Origin of the sequence: Lactobacillus kitasatonis DSM 16761 = JCM 1039, from assembly GCF_000615285.1 — a bacterium.
GTDB lineage: Bacteria > Bacillota > Bacilli > Lactobacillales > Lactobacillaceae > Lactobacillus > Lactobacillus kitasatonis.
In genome coordinates this window covers 84,352-100,153 of record NZ_BALU01000007.1, presented here as the reverse complement: position 1 = coordinate 100,153, position 15,802 = coordinate 84,352, and the positions used below count along the sequence as shown (strand labels likewise).

General features: G+C 40.1%; 15 protein-coding genes. 3 read left to right on the top strand and 12 right to left on the bottom strand.

The window, feature by feature from the left end:
* Positions 1-193 precede the first annotated feature (193 nt).
* The 3 genes from serS to JCM1039_RS06035 form a co-directional block, all read right to left on the bottom strand.
* Entirely contained in the window at positions 194-1,501 is a 1,308-nt protein-coding gene (serS, locus tag JCM1039_RS06045) for a serine--tRNA ligase (protein WP_025015075.1), read from the bottom strand.
* 224 nt (positions 1,502-1,725) lie between these two features.
* Entirely contained in the window at positions 1,726-2,277 is a 552-nt protein-coding gene (locus tag JCM1039_RS06040; protein WP_025015074.1) for a GNAT family N-acetyltransferase, read from the bottom strand.
* On the bottom strand, positions 2,277-2,885 hold the full coding sequence (locus JCM1039_RS06035) for a TVP38/TMEM64 family protein (protein WP_025015073.1): 609 nt from the start codon (positions 2,883-2,885) through the stop codon (positions 2,277-2,279). The genes JCM1039_RS06040 and JCM1039_RS06035 overlap by 1 nt, the downstream gene beginning before the upstream one ends.
* A gap of 169 nt (positions 2,886-3,054) precedes the next feature.
* Here JCM1039_RS06035 and JCM1039_RS06030 point away from each other — a divergent pair, with 169 nt between their 5' ends.
* Together JCM1039_RS06030 and JCM1039_RS06025 are read left to right on the top strand one after the other, a co-directional pair.
* The gene (locus tag JCM1039_RS06030; protein WP_025015072.1) at positions 3,055-3,849 is read left to right on the top strand and encodes an alpha/beta hydrolase family protein; all 795 of its coding nucleotides are present in this window, start codon (positions 3,055-3,057) and stop codon (positions 3,847-3,849) included.
* A gap of 2 nt (positions 3,850-3,851) precedes the next feature.
* A complete protein-coding gene (locus JCM1039_RS06025; RefSeq protein ID WP_025015071.1) occupies positions 3,852-4,709 on the top strand; it encodes a helix-turn-helix domain-containing protein in 858 nt (285 codons plus the stop codon).
* A gap of 36 nt (positions 4,710-4,745) precedes the next feature.
* Here JCM1039_RS06025 and JCM1039_RS06020 read toward each other — a convergent pair whose 3' ends face one another.
* Positions 4,746-5,249 carry a nucleoside 2-deoxyribosyltransferase gene (locus tag JCM1039_RS06020; protein WP_025015070.1) on the bottom strand — a complete coding sequence of 168 codons (504 nt, stop codon included), beginning with the start codon at positions 5,247-5,249 and terminating at the stop codon, positions 4,746-4,748.
* Positions 5,250-5,409: 160 nt separating this feature from the next.
* Here JCM1039_RS06020 and JCM1039_RS06015 point away from each other — a divergent pair, with 160 nt between their 5' ends.
* On the top strand, positions 5,410-6,792 hold the full coding sequence (locus JCM1039_RS06015; RefSeq protein ID WP_025015069.1) for an NAD-dependent succinate-semialdehyde dehydrogenase: 1,383 nt from the start codon (positions 5,410-5,412) through the stop codon (positions 6,790-6,792).
* A 44-nt stretch (positions 6,793-6,836) separates the two neighbouring features.
* Here the strand turns inward: JCM1039_RS06015 and JCM1039_RS12640 are convergent, their stop codons facing one another.
* From JCM1039_RS12640 to JCM1039_RS05985, 8 genes are all read right to left on the bottom strand, one after another.
* On the bottom strand, positions 6,837-7,346 hold the full coding sequence (locus JCM1039_RS12640; RefSeq protein ID WP_236692593.1) for a lyase family protein: 510 nt from the start codon (positions 7,344-7,346) through the stop codon (positions 6,837-6,839).
* Positions 7,322-7,678 (bottom strand): lyase family protein, encoded by a 357-nt coding sequence (locus JCM1039_RS12860; protein ID WP_307178374.1) that lies wholly within the window; start codon positions 7,676-7,678, stop codon positions 7,322-7,324. The genes JCM1039_RS12640 and JCM1039_RS12860 overlap by 25 nt, the downstream gene beginning before the upstream one ends.
* 101 nt (positions 7,679-7,779) lie before the next feature.
* The gene (locus JCM1039_RS12855) at positions 7,780-8,184 is read right to left on the bottom strand and encodes a lyase family protein (RefSeq protein WP_269082124.1); all 405 of its coding nucleotides are present in this window, start codon (positions 8,182-8,184) and stop codon (positions 7,780-7,782) included.
* 105 nt (positions 8,185-8,289) lie between these two features.
* Positions 8,290-9,318, bottom strand: coding sequence for a zinc ribbon domain-containing protein (locus tag JCM1039_RS06005; RefSeq protein ID WP_025015068.1), 1,029 nt, complete (start codon positions 9,316-9,318; stop codon positions 8,290-8,292).
* A gap of 186 nt (positions 9,319-9,504) precedes the next feature.
* The gene (locus tag JCM1039_RS06000) at positions 9,505-13,137 is read right to left on the bottom strand and encodes an MMPL family transporter (RefSeq protein ID WP_025015067.1); all 3,633 of its coding nucleotides are present in this window, start codon (positions 13,135-13,137) and stop codon (positions 9,505-9,507) included.
* A gap of 4 nt (positions 13,138-13,141) precedes the next feature.
* Entirely contained in the window at positions 13,142-13,717 is a 576-nt protein-coding gene (locus JCM1039_RS05995; protein ID WP_025015066.1) for a TetR/AcrR family transcriptional regulator, read from the bottom strand.
* 122 nt (positions 13,718-13,839) lie between these two features.
* Positions 13,840-14,787 (bottom strand): serine hydrolase, encoded by a 948-nt coding sequence (locus JCM1039_RS05990; RefSeq protein WP_025015065.1) that lies wholly within the window; start codon positions 14,785-14,787, stop codon positions 13,840-13,842.
* A gap of 15 nt (positions 14,788-14,802) precedes the next feature.
* Entirely contained in the window at positions 14,803-15,720 is a 918-nt protein-coding gene (locus JCM1039_RS05985) for a magnesium transporter CorA family protein (RefSeq protein ID WP_025015064.1), read from the bottom strand.
* Between the last annotated feature and the right edge of the window lie 82 nt (positions 15,721-15,802).

The following is a 15,802-nucleotide window of genomic DNA, read 5'->3' as shown; positions in this document are numbered from 1 at the left end:
CTGTTTCAACTAAATCATTCTCTCATTGAGAACTTTATTCTTTACATTTAAAAATCAAAATTAATCATCGTTCGAAATTTGCTCTTTTTTCGACTATTTTTCGCCAAAATTTTTTAAAAAACTTTTTTATTTGCAAAAAGCAAAAAAGACACTCGCTTTAAAAGCGAATGTCTTCTTATTAAATCTATTTAAATTAGATTAAGCTTGATTCCTTAGTGATCTTCTTCATACCGTTCATGTATGGAACAAGTACGTCAGGAACAGTTACTGAACCGTCTTCGTTTTGGTAGTTTTCCAAAATTGCGGCTACACAACGACCAACAGCCAAACCTGAACCGTTCAAAGTGTGTGCCAAGTGAAGCTTGCCGTCTTCGTCACGGTAACGAATTTGTGCACGACGAGCTTGGAAGTCAGTACAGTTTGAACAACTTGAAATTTCACGGTACTTGTCTTGTGCAGGCATCCAAACTTCAAGGTCGTAAGTCTTAGCACTAGTGAAACTTGCATCCCCAGTTGACAAAGCAACAACGTGGTATGGCAAGCCTAACTTTTGCAATAAGTGTTCTGCGTTGTGAGTCAACTTTTCAAGTTCATCCCATGATTCGTCTGGCTTACATACCTTAACCATTTCAACCTTACGGAATTCGTGCATTCTAATTAAACCACGAGTATCACGACCAGCTGAACCTGCTTCACTTCTGAATGCTGGTGATAAAGCAGTTACGTTAATTGGAAGCTTGTCGCCATGGATAATTTCATTTCTGAAGTAGTTTACCAAAGGAACTTCGGCAGTTGGGATCAAAGTCAAGTCACGTGGCTTATCTGGATCGTCGTTGTCAACGATAGTGTAAACATCTTCATGGAACTTAGGGAATTGACCAGTACCTTGCATTGAAGCATCGTTTACCAAGTAAGGTGGGATAACTTCGGTGTAGCCATCCTTGGTGTTTTCATCAAGGAAGAAGTTGAATACGGCACGTTCCAAAAGTGCACCTGCACCAATGTAGTAAACAAAACGTGCACCTGAAACCTTAGCAGCACGGTCCCAGTCCAAGATACCTAAATCAGTACCGATGTCCCAGTGAGCCTTTGGCTTAAAGTTAAACTTAGTTGGTTCTTCCCACTTGCGAACTTCTTCGTTGTAGCTGTCGTCTGGACCAACTGGGTCTGAATCTGCTGGGAAGTTAGGCAATCTAAGCAAAATGTAGTTTTGCTTTTCGGTTAATTCATCAACTTCTTTATCTAAGTCTTTGATTTCCTTACCTACTTCACGCATAGCAGCAATGGCATCGCTAGCGTCTTCCTTGTTACGCTTCTTTTCAGCAATTTGCTTTGAAACGTCGTTACGCTTAGCCTTCAATTGTTCACTCTTAGTCAAATCCTTACGACGCTTAGTATCGATTTCAACTAATTCATCCAATTCTTCTGGCTTAATGCCACGAGTAGCCAGCTTCTTCTTTGACCAGTCAAGATTCTCACGAATCACTTTAATATCAAGCATATAAAACCTCCATGCATAAAAAAGAGCCGATTATCCCTATATTTGGGACGAATCGGCTCTTACACGGTTTCGCGGTACCACCCATCTTCAGTCTAAAATAGACTGCACCTCTTTGATAGACGAATAACGACGCCAAACCGTGCAACTATTAATTGCCCACATTACTGAAATCTGGAAACGACTATGCATTCACTCGCACCAACCGTGAACTCTCTGAAGCAGTCTTAGGATTTCGTGTTTGCGTCTATTTTAAGCCATTCTTCTTTTTTGAGCAAATAATATTTTTCTTTAAATGAAAAAAGTGCGCTAACTTGGCTGTAATCGACGGTATAAACGTAGTGAAAACCCAATCGCTGCAAGAGTTTTTGCGACTTTTTATTGTCGGCAAAAGTGCCAGCCCAAATTTCCGTTTGCCTTTTATGTTTAAAAGCATAGGCCAAAATTAAATGAACAGCTTCGGTCATATAGCCATGGCCTTCAAAGGCTTGATCCAGCAAAAAGCCAATTTCTTTTGTCCTAAGCAATCCACTCTGCTCATCCATGCCGCGTTCGTACAATTCAATCAGGCCAATTCCTTCATCGCTGCCTCGCAAGCAGACAACATAGCTTTCGGGGCGTGCCATATATTGGTGCACGCTCTTTACCGCTTGGTCCATATTTTCCATCCGCTCAAAACCGGCCATATCGTGATAACGCGCGTTTTGTCCCCACTTCAGTAATAACGGCGCATCTTTTTCTTCAAATCTTCTTAAATATATTCTCTTTGATTCAAGCATCAGTGACCCATCAACTTCAACAGCCATCTTGCACCATATTGCAGACCAAAACTGTAGGCTGCAATTGTCCAAGGTTTACATAAAATAATGATCCAGAAATACGTAGAAAACTTCATCTTGGTTAAACCAGCCAGCAAACAAAGCACGTCGTCAGGTGCCGCTGGCGCCAAGATACACAGCGCGAAGAACCAGTTGAATTTCTTTTGATTCTTCGTCCACTTCATATATTTGTCTAGCGTTTCTTCAGAGACAATATGCAAAATAAATGGTCGCCCGTAATATCTGGCTAAGAAAAAGTTGATAATTGAACCAATGCAAATGCCGATGTAATTATAGATAAAACCGGCAATCGGTCCGAAAAATACCACACCGCCCAGCAGCGAAACGCCCCCAGGAATGATCGGTATAACAACTTGTACTATCTGAATCAGTACAAAAATGATCGGACCAACAATTTGTTTATTAGCTAAATAAGCCCGCATTTTGGCTTGATCGGTAAAAATACCTAGCCGATACCAATAGATCACTAGCAAAATAATGATTATTCCACAAACTATCGTGGCAATATTAATTAATTTGCGACTTGCTTTAGCCGATATATGTTGCATTTTTTCGCCTTCCCTCATAGGACTAGTACGTCAATTTTATCAAAAATAACACTAATTAACTGATAATTTACCTTATCATAAAAAAACTAAAAATATTCTTATTAATTTCTTCTGTTCCTATAGTTAATATATAATAACTGTGAAAGATCTAATGAAAGGAATGCATTTCATGGTTGTAATTAAAAATAATGTTATCTACGACACAAATAAGAAATTAGGGGCCGATGTTTACTACCCAAATAATACAACTTCTAAGACCAAAATCTTAATCTTTTGGCATGGTGGTGGCTGGTTCCGCGGCAATAAGGAAAGTGTTAAGAGCGTCGGCGTTGATTTAGCTAATGCAGGTTTTATGACTTTCATTCCTGAATACAGCCTCGCTCCTGCGGCACATTTTCCAGCTGCACATGAAGATGCATTGCATTTTGTCGAATGGCTTTTAAAGTCTGATTATACTGATGAGGACGATCTCAAGAATATCGTCCAAATCGGGGCCAGCGTTGGCGGAACGATGGCGTTATACGTTGCAGGCAAATATGGTTTCCCAACGGTAACTTGGTCTGCACCAATTGAGTATTCAAACTGGATTGCACAACACAAGGACGTTAAGGCATCCCCAGCAGCTGCAAAAGACTTTGGCATCGCTGATCCTGAACAAATCAGACAATCATTCTACAAGTACTTCACCTTAACTTACACCGGCACTGAAGATCAAAAAGTTTTGGCTAAACTTGATGCAAAATCATACGACTTAAGCAAGTTGGACAAAGTAATGATGATCAACTCAGCAGACGAACTTACACCACTTAACTCAGTCCTTGATTTCGTTAACTTTTTGGCTAAGCAAAATCACGGCGTGCAACTGCTCGTTATTCCAGGACATGGCCACGCAATGGACTACGGCAACGACTACATCGATGAATCACTCGACTTTTTATTCCAAACAATTAAGAGACAAAAATAATTATGATCAATATAGAAAAATTCGTACAAATTCGTAAAGACCAAAAGCTTTCACAAACCGACCTTTGTCATGGCATTTGTACGCAATCTACTTTAAGTAAATTTGAAAATAATGGTCAGGTACCGTCTTTTAAAATTTTGAAGCAGCTCTGCGATCGACTAAACATCGAAGTTGGCGACATTATGACCAGTAGCGATGAGAAGAAAGTCGCACGCTTATTATTTGAAGCTGATTTTTCATTTATCAATTTTGACTACGCCAAGATTTTGAACATCTTGTCACAGATTAATCCGCAACATTTAAAGCGTGATGAAGATAAAGTACATTACCACTTTTTACGCGGTCAATATGCACTGAAAAGCGACCGCAACCAAATGAGTGCACTATTTTACTTCAACAACATTCTAACGACGGACAACTTGCCTAAAAACGACATTTACCGTTTGCTTGCTTTAAACGGCTGCAGTCAAATCTACGCTAAACAAGGCGAAATTGAAAAAGCCCAGCACTACTACGACCAGATCCTAAAAAGCATTATGGACGTCGACATCACTAACGTTTTGACTACGATGCATATCTTGGCCATTTTATGCGATGCTGGTGAATTCTACGGTGAACGCAAGATGTATAAAGAGTCCAACTCTTTACTTCGTTACGGTTATAAGATTGGCATGGAACAACACTCCATCTTTTACATGGCTCGCATCCTTTTGCGCCAAGGCTTAAACGATATGGAACAAGCCAAGAAAAAGGAGATTACAAGTCAGCACCTGCATGACGCTTGTGCTTTTGCGAGAATCAATAGAAACCGCATCACACTAAAAAAGGCGCGGAAACTGCTTAAACAATTGAATGCATAAAGAAATACCCGAGGAATTATTCCCCGGGTATTTTTGCTAGATAATCTTGTAGCCAACAACTGGGTTAGCAGGTGTGGTGTTGAAGTCATAAGTAGCTAATTTTTCAAAATCAGTATTACCATCAATGATTGTAGTTACACCTTGTGCAAGCATCAAGTTCATTTCTTTTTCTTTATTTGGATCATTGGTAAATGGTACCAAAATTACTGGCTTGTGGAGTGCTCGCATAAAGCCAATTTCAAAAGCACTACCATCATCGATGTTGTCCATGTCGTATAAAAAGACGCCGCAGGTTGCATTTACAAAACCAGTGATGTCATTGTTGTAAGTTGCAAGACGCCAAGTCATGCTACGGATACCGCCGATTTCTGGATTCTTTTCTTCTGGATCAACGAAGTTTTGGTCAAATGGGAAATGTACTCTTACAACAGTTGGATTCTTTTCGAGTAACTCCATCGCCTTCTTAACACGTGCGCGTTGGTCGTCGTTGTAAAAAGGCGTACCCAAATAAATAGTTGCGGTGGAAACTTGCTTAGTCATAAAATCCTCCATGATTCTCAATTCATTAATTACATATAAAAAGTTTATCATGCATTTTTACTAACTAAAAGTACAAATCAATGTGTTTTCTTTGCAAACGCTTTATAATAAATAGTGTAACTTGTAGATGAATAAAATGTTATGAATGGAGGAAAAATAATTGTCCAGATATCAGTCAATTAACCCATATACCAACGAAGAATTTGCTAGTTACGATAATCCAACCAAAAAGCAAATCGAAGATTCTATCAACTTAGCCCACGCCCTTTACAAGAAGTGGCGTCATGAAACACCTGAAAGTCGTGCAACTATTTTACACGATGTTGCCGATGCTTTACGTGAACATGAAGATGAATTAGCTAAGATGATGACCCTTGAAATGGGTAAATTACTTAGAGAATCAAGAGAAGAAGTAGAATTATGTGCTTCAATCTGTGATTACTATGCTAAAAACGGTCCAGCAATGCTTAAGCCTACCCCATTAAAGACTGGCTTGGGTAATGCCTACTACTTGAAGCAATCAACTGGTGTCATCATGGCCTGTGAACCATGGAACTTCCCACTTTACCAAGTTATTCGTGTCTTTGCACCTAACTTCATCGTGGGTAACCCAGTTTTGCTTAAACATGCTCACAACGTTCCAGGTTCTGCTGCACTCACTGCTAAGATCATCAAGCGTGCCGGTGCTCCAGAAGGCAGTTTGATCAACCTTTACCCAACTTACGACCAATTGGGCGAGATCATTGCCGACCCACGCATCCAAGGTGTTGCATTAACTGGTTCTGAACGTGGCGGTTCTGCTGTCGCGGAAGCTGCTGGTAAAAATTTGAAGAAGTCAACCATGGAACTTGGTGGTAACGATGCCTTTATCGTTTTGGACGACGCAGATCCTCAAGTTCTTCGTAACGTTTTAAACGATGCAAGAACTTATAACGATGGTCAAGTATGTACTTCATCTAAGCGCATCATTGTTGAAAAGTCCCGTTATGACGAAGTATTGCACGAATTGAAGAACGTCTTCTCAAGCTTGAAGGCTGGCGATCCACTCGAAGACGACACTACTTTGCCACCAATGAACTCTGAAAGAGCCAAGGAAAAGTTGGAAGCTCAAGTAAAGAAGGCTACTGATGCAGGTGCTAAGGTCTTCTACCAATACCCAGAAATTGACTCTAAGGGTGCCTTCTTCAGACCTATCGTTTTCACCAACATCGACAAGGACAACCCAATCTTCGATGAAGAATTGTTTGGCCCTGTCGCAGAAGTCTTCGTTGTTGATGACGACGATGCCGCAATTCAATTGGCAAACGACTCAAGCTACGGTTTGGGTTCATCAGTAATCAGTAGCGATATCGACCGTGCACAAAAGGTCGCCGCTCAAATCGAAACTGGAATGACTGTAATTAACGGTCGCTGGATCACTTCTGGTGAATTGCCATTCGGTGGTGTTAAGAAGTCAGGTTACGGCCGTGAATTAAGTGAACTTGGTATGATGGCCTTTGTAAATGAACACTTGGTTATCGACGTTACTAAGAATAATCAATAGTTTTTAACTAGATAAAAAAAGATTGGCTTTTAGCCAATCCTTTTTTACTTGCGCCATTTCTTTATTACGTCATCGACCATTTGCACGCATGAACCAACGTAACGCACTGGATCAAGCATTTCACGTAAAGTAGCTTCATCGACGTCTTTAGTTACTCTGTCGTCGGCTAACAGAACGTCGAGGAAATCAAACTGATCGTTAAACGCTTTTTGCGCATCCTCGTAGATAACCTCGTGAGCATTTTGGCGACCAATATAACGGCCAAGATCGAGCATCATGCGTTCTGAAACGATCAAACCATGAGTCATATTCAAATTGCGTTTAATGTTGTCTTCGTGAACGATCATTTGATCCATTACTTGACTCATCATTTTTATGGCGGCACTAAAGACTAAACACATTTCTGATAAATACATCCATTCTGTTTGCCAGAAGGACATGTCGCGTTCATGTTCTTGCACCATCGCTTCAAGACCCAAGTTGGCATTGTTTTTGACCAAACGAACATTGGCATAAATATTTTCACAGATCATTGGATTCCGCTTCTGTGGCATCGTACTCGAGCCACTTTGCCCATTTGGAATCCTTCTTCGACTTCCTCGATTTCGGTTCTTTGCAAATTGATGATTTCGTTAGCCATCTTGCCGATCGTGCTTGCAGCAATCGCAATATCACTTGAGAAGTTAGCCAAGCGATCGCGTGAAACGTGCCAAGTAATCGTTGGAATAGCTAGACCTAAATTTTTACAAAAATCATTTCTAACAGCAATTCCTTTATCAAAAAGAGATGCCAAGGTTCCGGCTGCCCCACCGAAGTTGCCAGCAAAGTAAGTTTTGCGATCATGTTGCAATCTTTCAAGATCGCGACCCAATTCGTTCGCCCAAATAGCGAATTTATAGCCTAAGGTAATTGAAACGGCGTGTTGTGCATGAGTTCGACCGGCTTAAGGAAGAGCCTTGTATTTTTCAGCTTTATCTAAAACTTGATTTAATAAATCTCCATTTGCTTTTCTAAAATATCTTGAGCATTTCTTAACTGCAAAATCGTCCCCGTATCGGTGATATCTTGCGTAGTGGCACCCCAGTGAATGTAGCCACACGCTTCTGGTGAGCAAAGTTGGATAAAGGCACGAATCTGCGGCATCAATGGGTGTGAAGTCTTTTTAAAACCTTCGCGCACATAATCCATATCGATGTCTTCAGCGTGGGCCTTTTCTGCAATTTCTTTAGCGACATTCTCTGGTATAACGCCGTTCTTTGCTTCAGCTTTGGCCAAGGCAACCCAGCAATCTAACCAACTTTGAATTTGTGCGCGTTCGCTAAATACGGCGCGCATTTCTTTTGTACTGTATTGATCTTTGAATAATTCTGAATCAATTAATGATGATGCCATTGTTTTCCCCTTCGTTTGTCTACATAATCGACTCCATCATCCACCAAAATCAAAACAGAAAAAAGCACAGCCTGACTTATGTCAAACTGTGCTCGTAAAAGATCATTAATTTTGCTTGTGCTTAAAAATGTTAAAAGCGGAAAGTCCTGTAGTCAAAACGCTAGACAACAACAAGAAGTATGCTGAAGTTCCGATTGAAACAGCATATGAAATTAATTGACTTGTAATCTGTGCCACAACACCATTTAATGCGTGGACTGAACTAGACATCATATAAATGATGTAGATCAAGAAGACCGTTTCAATTAGTGACAAAACAAATGCCAAAATCTGACTACTCTTTGTATTCTTCAAAACATTGTAAATAATAAAAACCGGGAACAGCAATAAAAGCAACCAAACAATGTACAAAATAAGCGCTTGAAGTGAATTGGTTGATAGAAGTCGACCAGCCAAACTAAAGATCACATTGGAAATCGACATCTTCTGTGTATAACTTACAGCCGAAACAGAAGCGCCAGAATCCGTGAACAAAACGATCAAACTGATCAAAGCCGTCAAAATTACAGATAATTGAATATAGCTGTAACGATGACTACGCTGCTTTTTCATTTCTCTTACTTGATTCTCAACACGTGGATGCTTTTCGGCGAATTCTTTACTACGCGTTCTCACCTTATCTTCACGCGCATCAACTCGATTGAAAACATTCGATCCTACTTGGTTGATCTTTTCAGTTAAACGTTTATCGGCCGTATATTGCTCAATTTTTTCATTGCGATCACACACAATGAAGAGCCAGATCATCAATGCCAAGAAGCAAACCCAACCTGCTGCTCTTGAAAAACTCATCAAAATCAATAAAAAGACGCCGAGCAAAAAAACAATTGTCGCATTTTTTCTAACCCAAGCAATCATTCTTTGGACAGTGGAATTTTGCTTTTCTGGATAAAATTCTTCGCGGTATGTAGCACGGCTAGCAATCTTTTTACCTTCATCAGGTTGTTCATACTTTGCCTGCTTGTGCTGGTCTGTGAAAAAATCGTCACGATACTTTTTCAGATTAAAGCCGCAGTTAGGACAGATATCATCTGTATCGTTAATCTCGTGACCGCAATTTGGACATGTAGTCATATTTAAAAGTCCCTTCTTTTTTAGTATTAATATTATACCATGCTTATACAAAGCGAATAATTACCCAGGTAATAGTTTTTGTTTGGTTACTCATGATTAACCATGTTAATTAGTAAAACAGCTGAGAGCACAAAAAGAGCAGCCCTACGATGTCATAGGACTGCTCTTTCTATTTTGAACTAATGATTAGTTATTAGTTTTATTTCTCTTAAAGTACTTACCGAAGTCGATGCCTTCATAGGTTAACTTAACTGCAGCTGATAAGGTAATTGGCAAAATGAATACCAAGATTAACAAACCAACGTCCACAGTCAAGGCAACTTCGATCAAGGTTGGAATGCCTGATGGAATGAGGGCTGCGAAAGTACCACCCAAGATGATTGCGGCTGAGATAACAACCGTACCAATGATGGCACATGCCTTCAAGATTCTTGAACTTGGAGTAGTAAATCCTTCTTCCTTGAGTTCGTTGTAACGAGTCATGAGGAAGATACTGTAGTCAACACCCAAAGCAATCAACATGATGAAGCTGAAGAATGGAGTGTTCCAAGTAAGCATGCTTCTGCCAAGAACTGCCTTAACAATCCATTGGTTGATTGAAAGTGAGCAGAGGTAAGCAATAAGCAAAGTACCAAGAATGTAAACAGGTTGAAGAAGTGAACGAGTTACGAACATCAAAGCAATACCGATACCAATTAACATGATTGCGGCAGTTCTGATGAAGTCGCCACTAGCAACTGACTTAGTATCCTTGATCTTTGAACTTTGACCACCCATAGCTACCTTAGCATTCTTCAAAGCAGTACCTTGGAAGGTCTTCTTAGCCATTGCGCTCAATTCTTGTGATTCGTCAGTAGCTTCAGTTGCACTTGGGTTTGAGTTGAAGACAACGATGATTTGAGCTGACTTCTTATCTGGGCTGAGGTATACATCCATTGACTTCTTGAATTCTGGATTCTTCAAGAATTCCCTTGGAATGTAGAAGGTATCTGCGGCTGCAGATGAACCTAAGCCCTTAAGGTAAGTTTCACCTTGACCCAAACCACTGTTGACAGTATCAATACCAGTAGTAAGCTGTGGAACTCTAGAAGCTAACTTGCCAGCACCACTTGCAAGTTGACCTGCACCGCTGTTAAGTTGACCGATACCTGAGATAAGTTGTGGAGCTTGGCTAGCTAATTGACCAACACCGTTGTTAAGTTGACCGGCACCATTTGCAAGTGTGCCAAGACCAGAGTTAAGAGTACCAGCACCGTTAGCAAGAGTACCTAAGCCAGATTGAAGTTGACCGGCACCGCTGTTAAGTTGGCTAACGCCTGCGTTAAGACGGCCGGCACCATTTGCAAGACTGCCAAGGCCATTACTCAAGCGACCGGCACCGCTGTTAAGAGCTGCAGCGCCTGAGTTAAGCTTGTTTGCACCGGCAACACCCGCGCTAGCAGCTGATTGAACTTGACTTAAGCCTGAGCTTAATTGGTTCAAAGCAGTTGCGGCACCTGGAAGTGCTTGGTTTGAAGCTTGAGCTAACTTAGCTACTTGAGCTTGAAGAGTTGATAATTGTTGAAGTGATGATTGCAATGAACCTAATTGTGACTTAAGACCTGCAATATTTGAAGCTACTGAGCTTGAAGCACCATTTGTAGATTCACTAGACATTGCACCTGCTATAGCCTTCATTGCAGCTTGTTTATCGCTTTCATCTTTAAAGTCTTGGCTACTTTGAATTGCATTTACAATTTTTTGCTTCATTGCAGCTGCCGGATCAGAACTTTGTTGTCCTTGTTGACCAGCCATAGCATCAACTTGTTTAGATAAAGCATTCAATTGTTCAGTCAATTTAGCAGTATCCAAACCACTAACAGCTTGATTCAATTGTTGAATACCACTGTTAATTTGTGGCAAAGCGGTTTGCAATGCAGCAAGTTGTTGCTTGTTTGAACCACTTAATTGATTTGAAAGTTGTGAACTCAATTGTTGCAATTGGTTGGCCATTTGTTGGGTACCGTTTTGCAAAGTCTTGGTACCAGCTTGCAAACTGTTGGCACCATTTTGCAACTTGTTAGCACCGCTTTGTAAGCTGCTTGCACCACTTTGAAGTGCATGAGTACCACTAGCTAAACGACCTGCACCAGTTTCAAGACGAGCAGCACCACTAACTAATTGATTTGAACCGTTTTGCAAACGAACGGCACCACTCTGCAATTGCTCAGCACCATTTTGTAAACGACTAGTACCACCAACTAATTGTTGGGCACCACTTTGAAGACGACCCGTACCATCTTGAAGTTGATCAGCACCGTCTCTTAATCTGTTAGCACCGTTTGCTACTTTATTAGCACCTTTGCTTAACTTACCTAAACCGGAACGAGCTTGATCTACCCCATCGTTAACAGTGTTCAATTGATTATTTACGTAAAGCATATCAATTGGTTGACCGTAAGGTTGGGTTACAGATGTTGCAAATGAAACGTCTTTTGATTGTTGAAGTTGTCTTGTCAATTGATCAATCAACTTCAAGTTTTCTTCGTTATCTAATCTATGTTTACTTTGGATGTACAAGTATGATGGCTCAGCCATACCCTTTGAGAAGTGCTTTTGAACTACCAACAAACCTTGCTTAGAAGGAACTGAATCAGCAATTTCATCAGTATCGTCGTAGTTCAAGTGACCTGAGTACATCAACATGAATGGAACAGTAACAACAGCTAAAACAACCAAGTAAATAATTGGGTGCTTCAAAGTTGAAGCTGAAATTCCATGCCAAAGTTTGTTATCACTTTCGCCAGTGAATTCCTTAACTGGCCAGAACATTCTCTTACCAAGAACAGCCATGAAGAATAGGTTGAGTGTTAAAAGTACTATCAAAAGTACAGCAACACCAACGGCAACACCTACAGCTGATTGGTAGATTGAGAACTTAGCCAAACTTAATGCAGTAAACCCGATTAAGATAGATGAACCTGAGTAAAGGATGGTCTTACCAGCGTTACGAAGCGAATCATGCATCGCCTTGTACTTGTTCATCCCTTTCCCAAGGTCCTCTTTAAACTTGTCATACAGCAGGATGTTGTAGTCGGTACCGATACCAAAGAGCACGATAACCATGAACACCTGAGTAAAGTTTGAGAATGGGAAATTAGCATGTTCTACTAAGTTCGTAACAATTGAGAAGGAAGTAAGGAATGATACACCAACAGTCAATAATGAAATTAATGGCACAATTGGTGATCTAAATACAATGATTAAGACAATAAAGATGAAGACAATAGTGATTGCTTCAGTCTTCTTAATTCCTTCCTGAATTGAAGCAGAGAAGTCATGTTGCAAAACATCGGCACCAGTTACATAAGTGCGAAGGCCTTGCGTTTTAACATCCCTATTCATTTGGTTATAAACTTGTTCAACCGTACGGCCCTTCTTAGATACGTTGAATTGTGCTACCCAAGTCGTACCGTCTTTTGATTGAAGCTTCTTTCTAGTAGCAATATTGGAATCAGGAAGCAGCGTGTCCTTAATTCCGTACTTGCTTTTATCATTAGTAAACTTGTCAAGCGTATTGTTGATAGCTTGTTTATCAGCATCTGTCAGCTTGCCATGTTCCTTGTTAAAAACAAGTGCTATCGCATAGGTGTTTTTCTTCTTTGCACCCCAGTTGTTTTCAATTGATTGTGCGACGTTGCTTTCAACATTGCTTGGCAATGTAATATCTGAGTGAGCGTTAGTTAGCTCAGTGATATTAGGCAAAGCAACAACGGAAATAATCAATATCAAAACCCATGCAATTAAAGAAAAAACATGATTTTTCAGAAATTTCTGCACTTTCCTATTTCCTCCCTAGTTTTTGTAAATCAGGCTCTGGTTCTACGAGACGCAGAATCATTTCGTGATAATTACGATTAGATTCATCCTTAGTTTCATCAACAAAAGAAGATGAATTGTCTAAAAACACATAACCCAATACAGCACCAATTAAAGCATGGAATGAAATGACACTCTCTTTTCTAAAATTAAGCTTTTCACCTAATTTTATCAGATTAAAAATCTCCTGACTAATCTCAGCATCTTTTGGATATTCGTTCAAATGATACACGATACTGGACAAAGCCCGATCACTCAACAAAAATTCACGCACCGTGTCCGCAAACTTAAGCAAGGCCTCCTTACCGGAGATCCCGATCAAATCATCCATTAACTTGTGCCGTAAGATCTGCACTTGTCTTGCACCAATTAAAGATAATAACTGCTTTCGGCCTGAAACATAGTGATACAGTGATTGCGAGCGAACATCTAATGACTTAGCCAAAGCTGGCATCGTCATCTTATCTAAGCCCTTCTCACAAATCAGCTCAGTTGCCTGATCGATGATCTTGTCCAGATCAAGATTTCTTTTTTGTGCCATTCTTATCCCTCCTTCTCCTAGCATAATAAATAATATATCACTACAAAGTGAAGAATACAATCTACATAGTGTAAATAATGTAAAAAAATAATAAGGCGTTTCGCCTTATTATTTATGCTTATTTATTTTCTTTTACTAAACCAATTATTAACTTGTTTGCCTAGCTTATTAAAGTTCTTATTGTTGCTGCCCCAAACAGACATGCTGTAAGCATGGCCGTTGCCTTGGACGATTGCTGTCGCAAAATCATCATCACCGATCGCATAAATGCCGCCGCTGATGCCGTTCACCATGCTTGGCAAAGGACGTGAGCTAGCAATTGTGCTAAGTACACGACTAGCATGTTGCCGGTTAAGCACTCTACCTTGGTAAAGACCGACCATCGTCTTAGTCAAATCGTTAGCAGTCGTCTTACCATATGAATCACCGTTAAAGTTCTTGGCGATCGACGTTTGCGTTGCACCCATTCTCTTAGCTACAGAGTCAACATTATTTACGCCAACTTTTCTAAGCAAAGCGTTTGATGCAGTCTTATTGCCTTTAAGCATCCCTTCACGCAAGTAAGCAATGCCATAAGCCATATTAACCTGGAACATCTTATCGCCCTTGGCCTTGTCTGACTTCTTAATCTTAATCGCGGTTCTAGAATTAATCTTACCGTTTTGTTCTTGTTCATATAGCGCAATAAGCAAGAACAACTTCATCGCCTTTTTAGCATCATGTGCCTTTTGCGTATTAGCGACCACGGCATAACGGCTAGAATTGGTCAAATCTTGGACAGCAACTTGGTAGCTGTCATCAACGCCCATCGTCTTCTTAATGATCTTAACCAGCTTCTTGTTGCTACCGCTCTTAGCCTTAACGTGGTTAGTATATTCAATTGAGTTAACCTTAGGTTCCTTCAGCGTCTTTACCTTTGGTTCCTTGGCTTTTTTCTTCTTATTAACCTTGCTGGTTGTTGGTCCCACAACCTTTAATTTGGCGTTATCCACGCGTTTTAAGTTAGTCGTGTACAAAAGAAAGGCCACCAAGGTCGTAATAATTGCACCTATTAATACTTTATGTTTCATTTATTTGCCTCAATCTTAGAAGAAATGGTGTCGCTTCATCAGAATTACTAGCCAGATCATCAAAACCACCATCAATAGGATAATCAAAATCCAGTCAAACGAGTTTTTCAAGATTGGCAAAGAAACGTTCATCCCATAGAACCCAGTCAAAATAGTTGGAATCGTCAAAACCAATGACCACACAGTTAAGAACTGCATCGTGTCGTTCAGGTTATTGTTCATCATGTTGTTGGATGTTGCTGACAAAGTCTTCGTAACTTGTTGTGAAATCCTAACCATTTCTGCTGACTGGCTTGATTCAATTAACACGTCATCGAGTCGTTCTTTAGCTTCCTTAGTGAAGTTCAATTTACTGTGGTCCAAGCTGTGCAACATGATCAGATCAGTTTGAATAGAACTGGACAAATAAACCAAACTTTTTTCAATATTAGAAAGCTCGACCAAATCCTTGTTGTTAATATCATCAGACAATTTTTGATCCAAGCTGTTACGCTCAACATCAAGCTGCGTAACGGCACGCTGGAAATATTGTGAAGAGTAAAGGAAGAACAGCATCAACAGTTCCGTTACATCCTTTGCTTCAGATAATCTTTCCCGCATATGTTCGTCGTTGAATTCGTCAAAAACATAACTGGTCGATTCGGTATGGAAAGTGAAGACATTTTCACCGACAACCAAGAATGTAATTGGGTGAGAAGTGAAGTGCTTAATCGTATTGGTGGGCCAGATTGGTACATCATAAACTAGCAAGTGACTCTTGGTATGCAAGTCATAGTCATAGTGAGGACGTTCGTGACGGTCGGAAATATAAGAGATAATGTCAGGCGTAAAATTAAAATCCTGCTGCAATCTCTCACTGTCTTCTTCACTTAAATTATTGATGTCATACCACTTATACTTTGTTCTTACCGGAAAATTTTGTTGTCTAATCAACCAGCTCACCTCAACTTTTATTTTATTACCTAGTAAATAGTACCATTTTTCAATACAGCGAAGAAACTATAAATTTTATCAT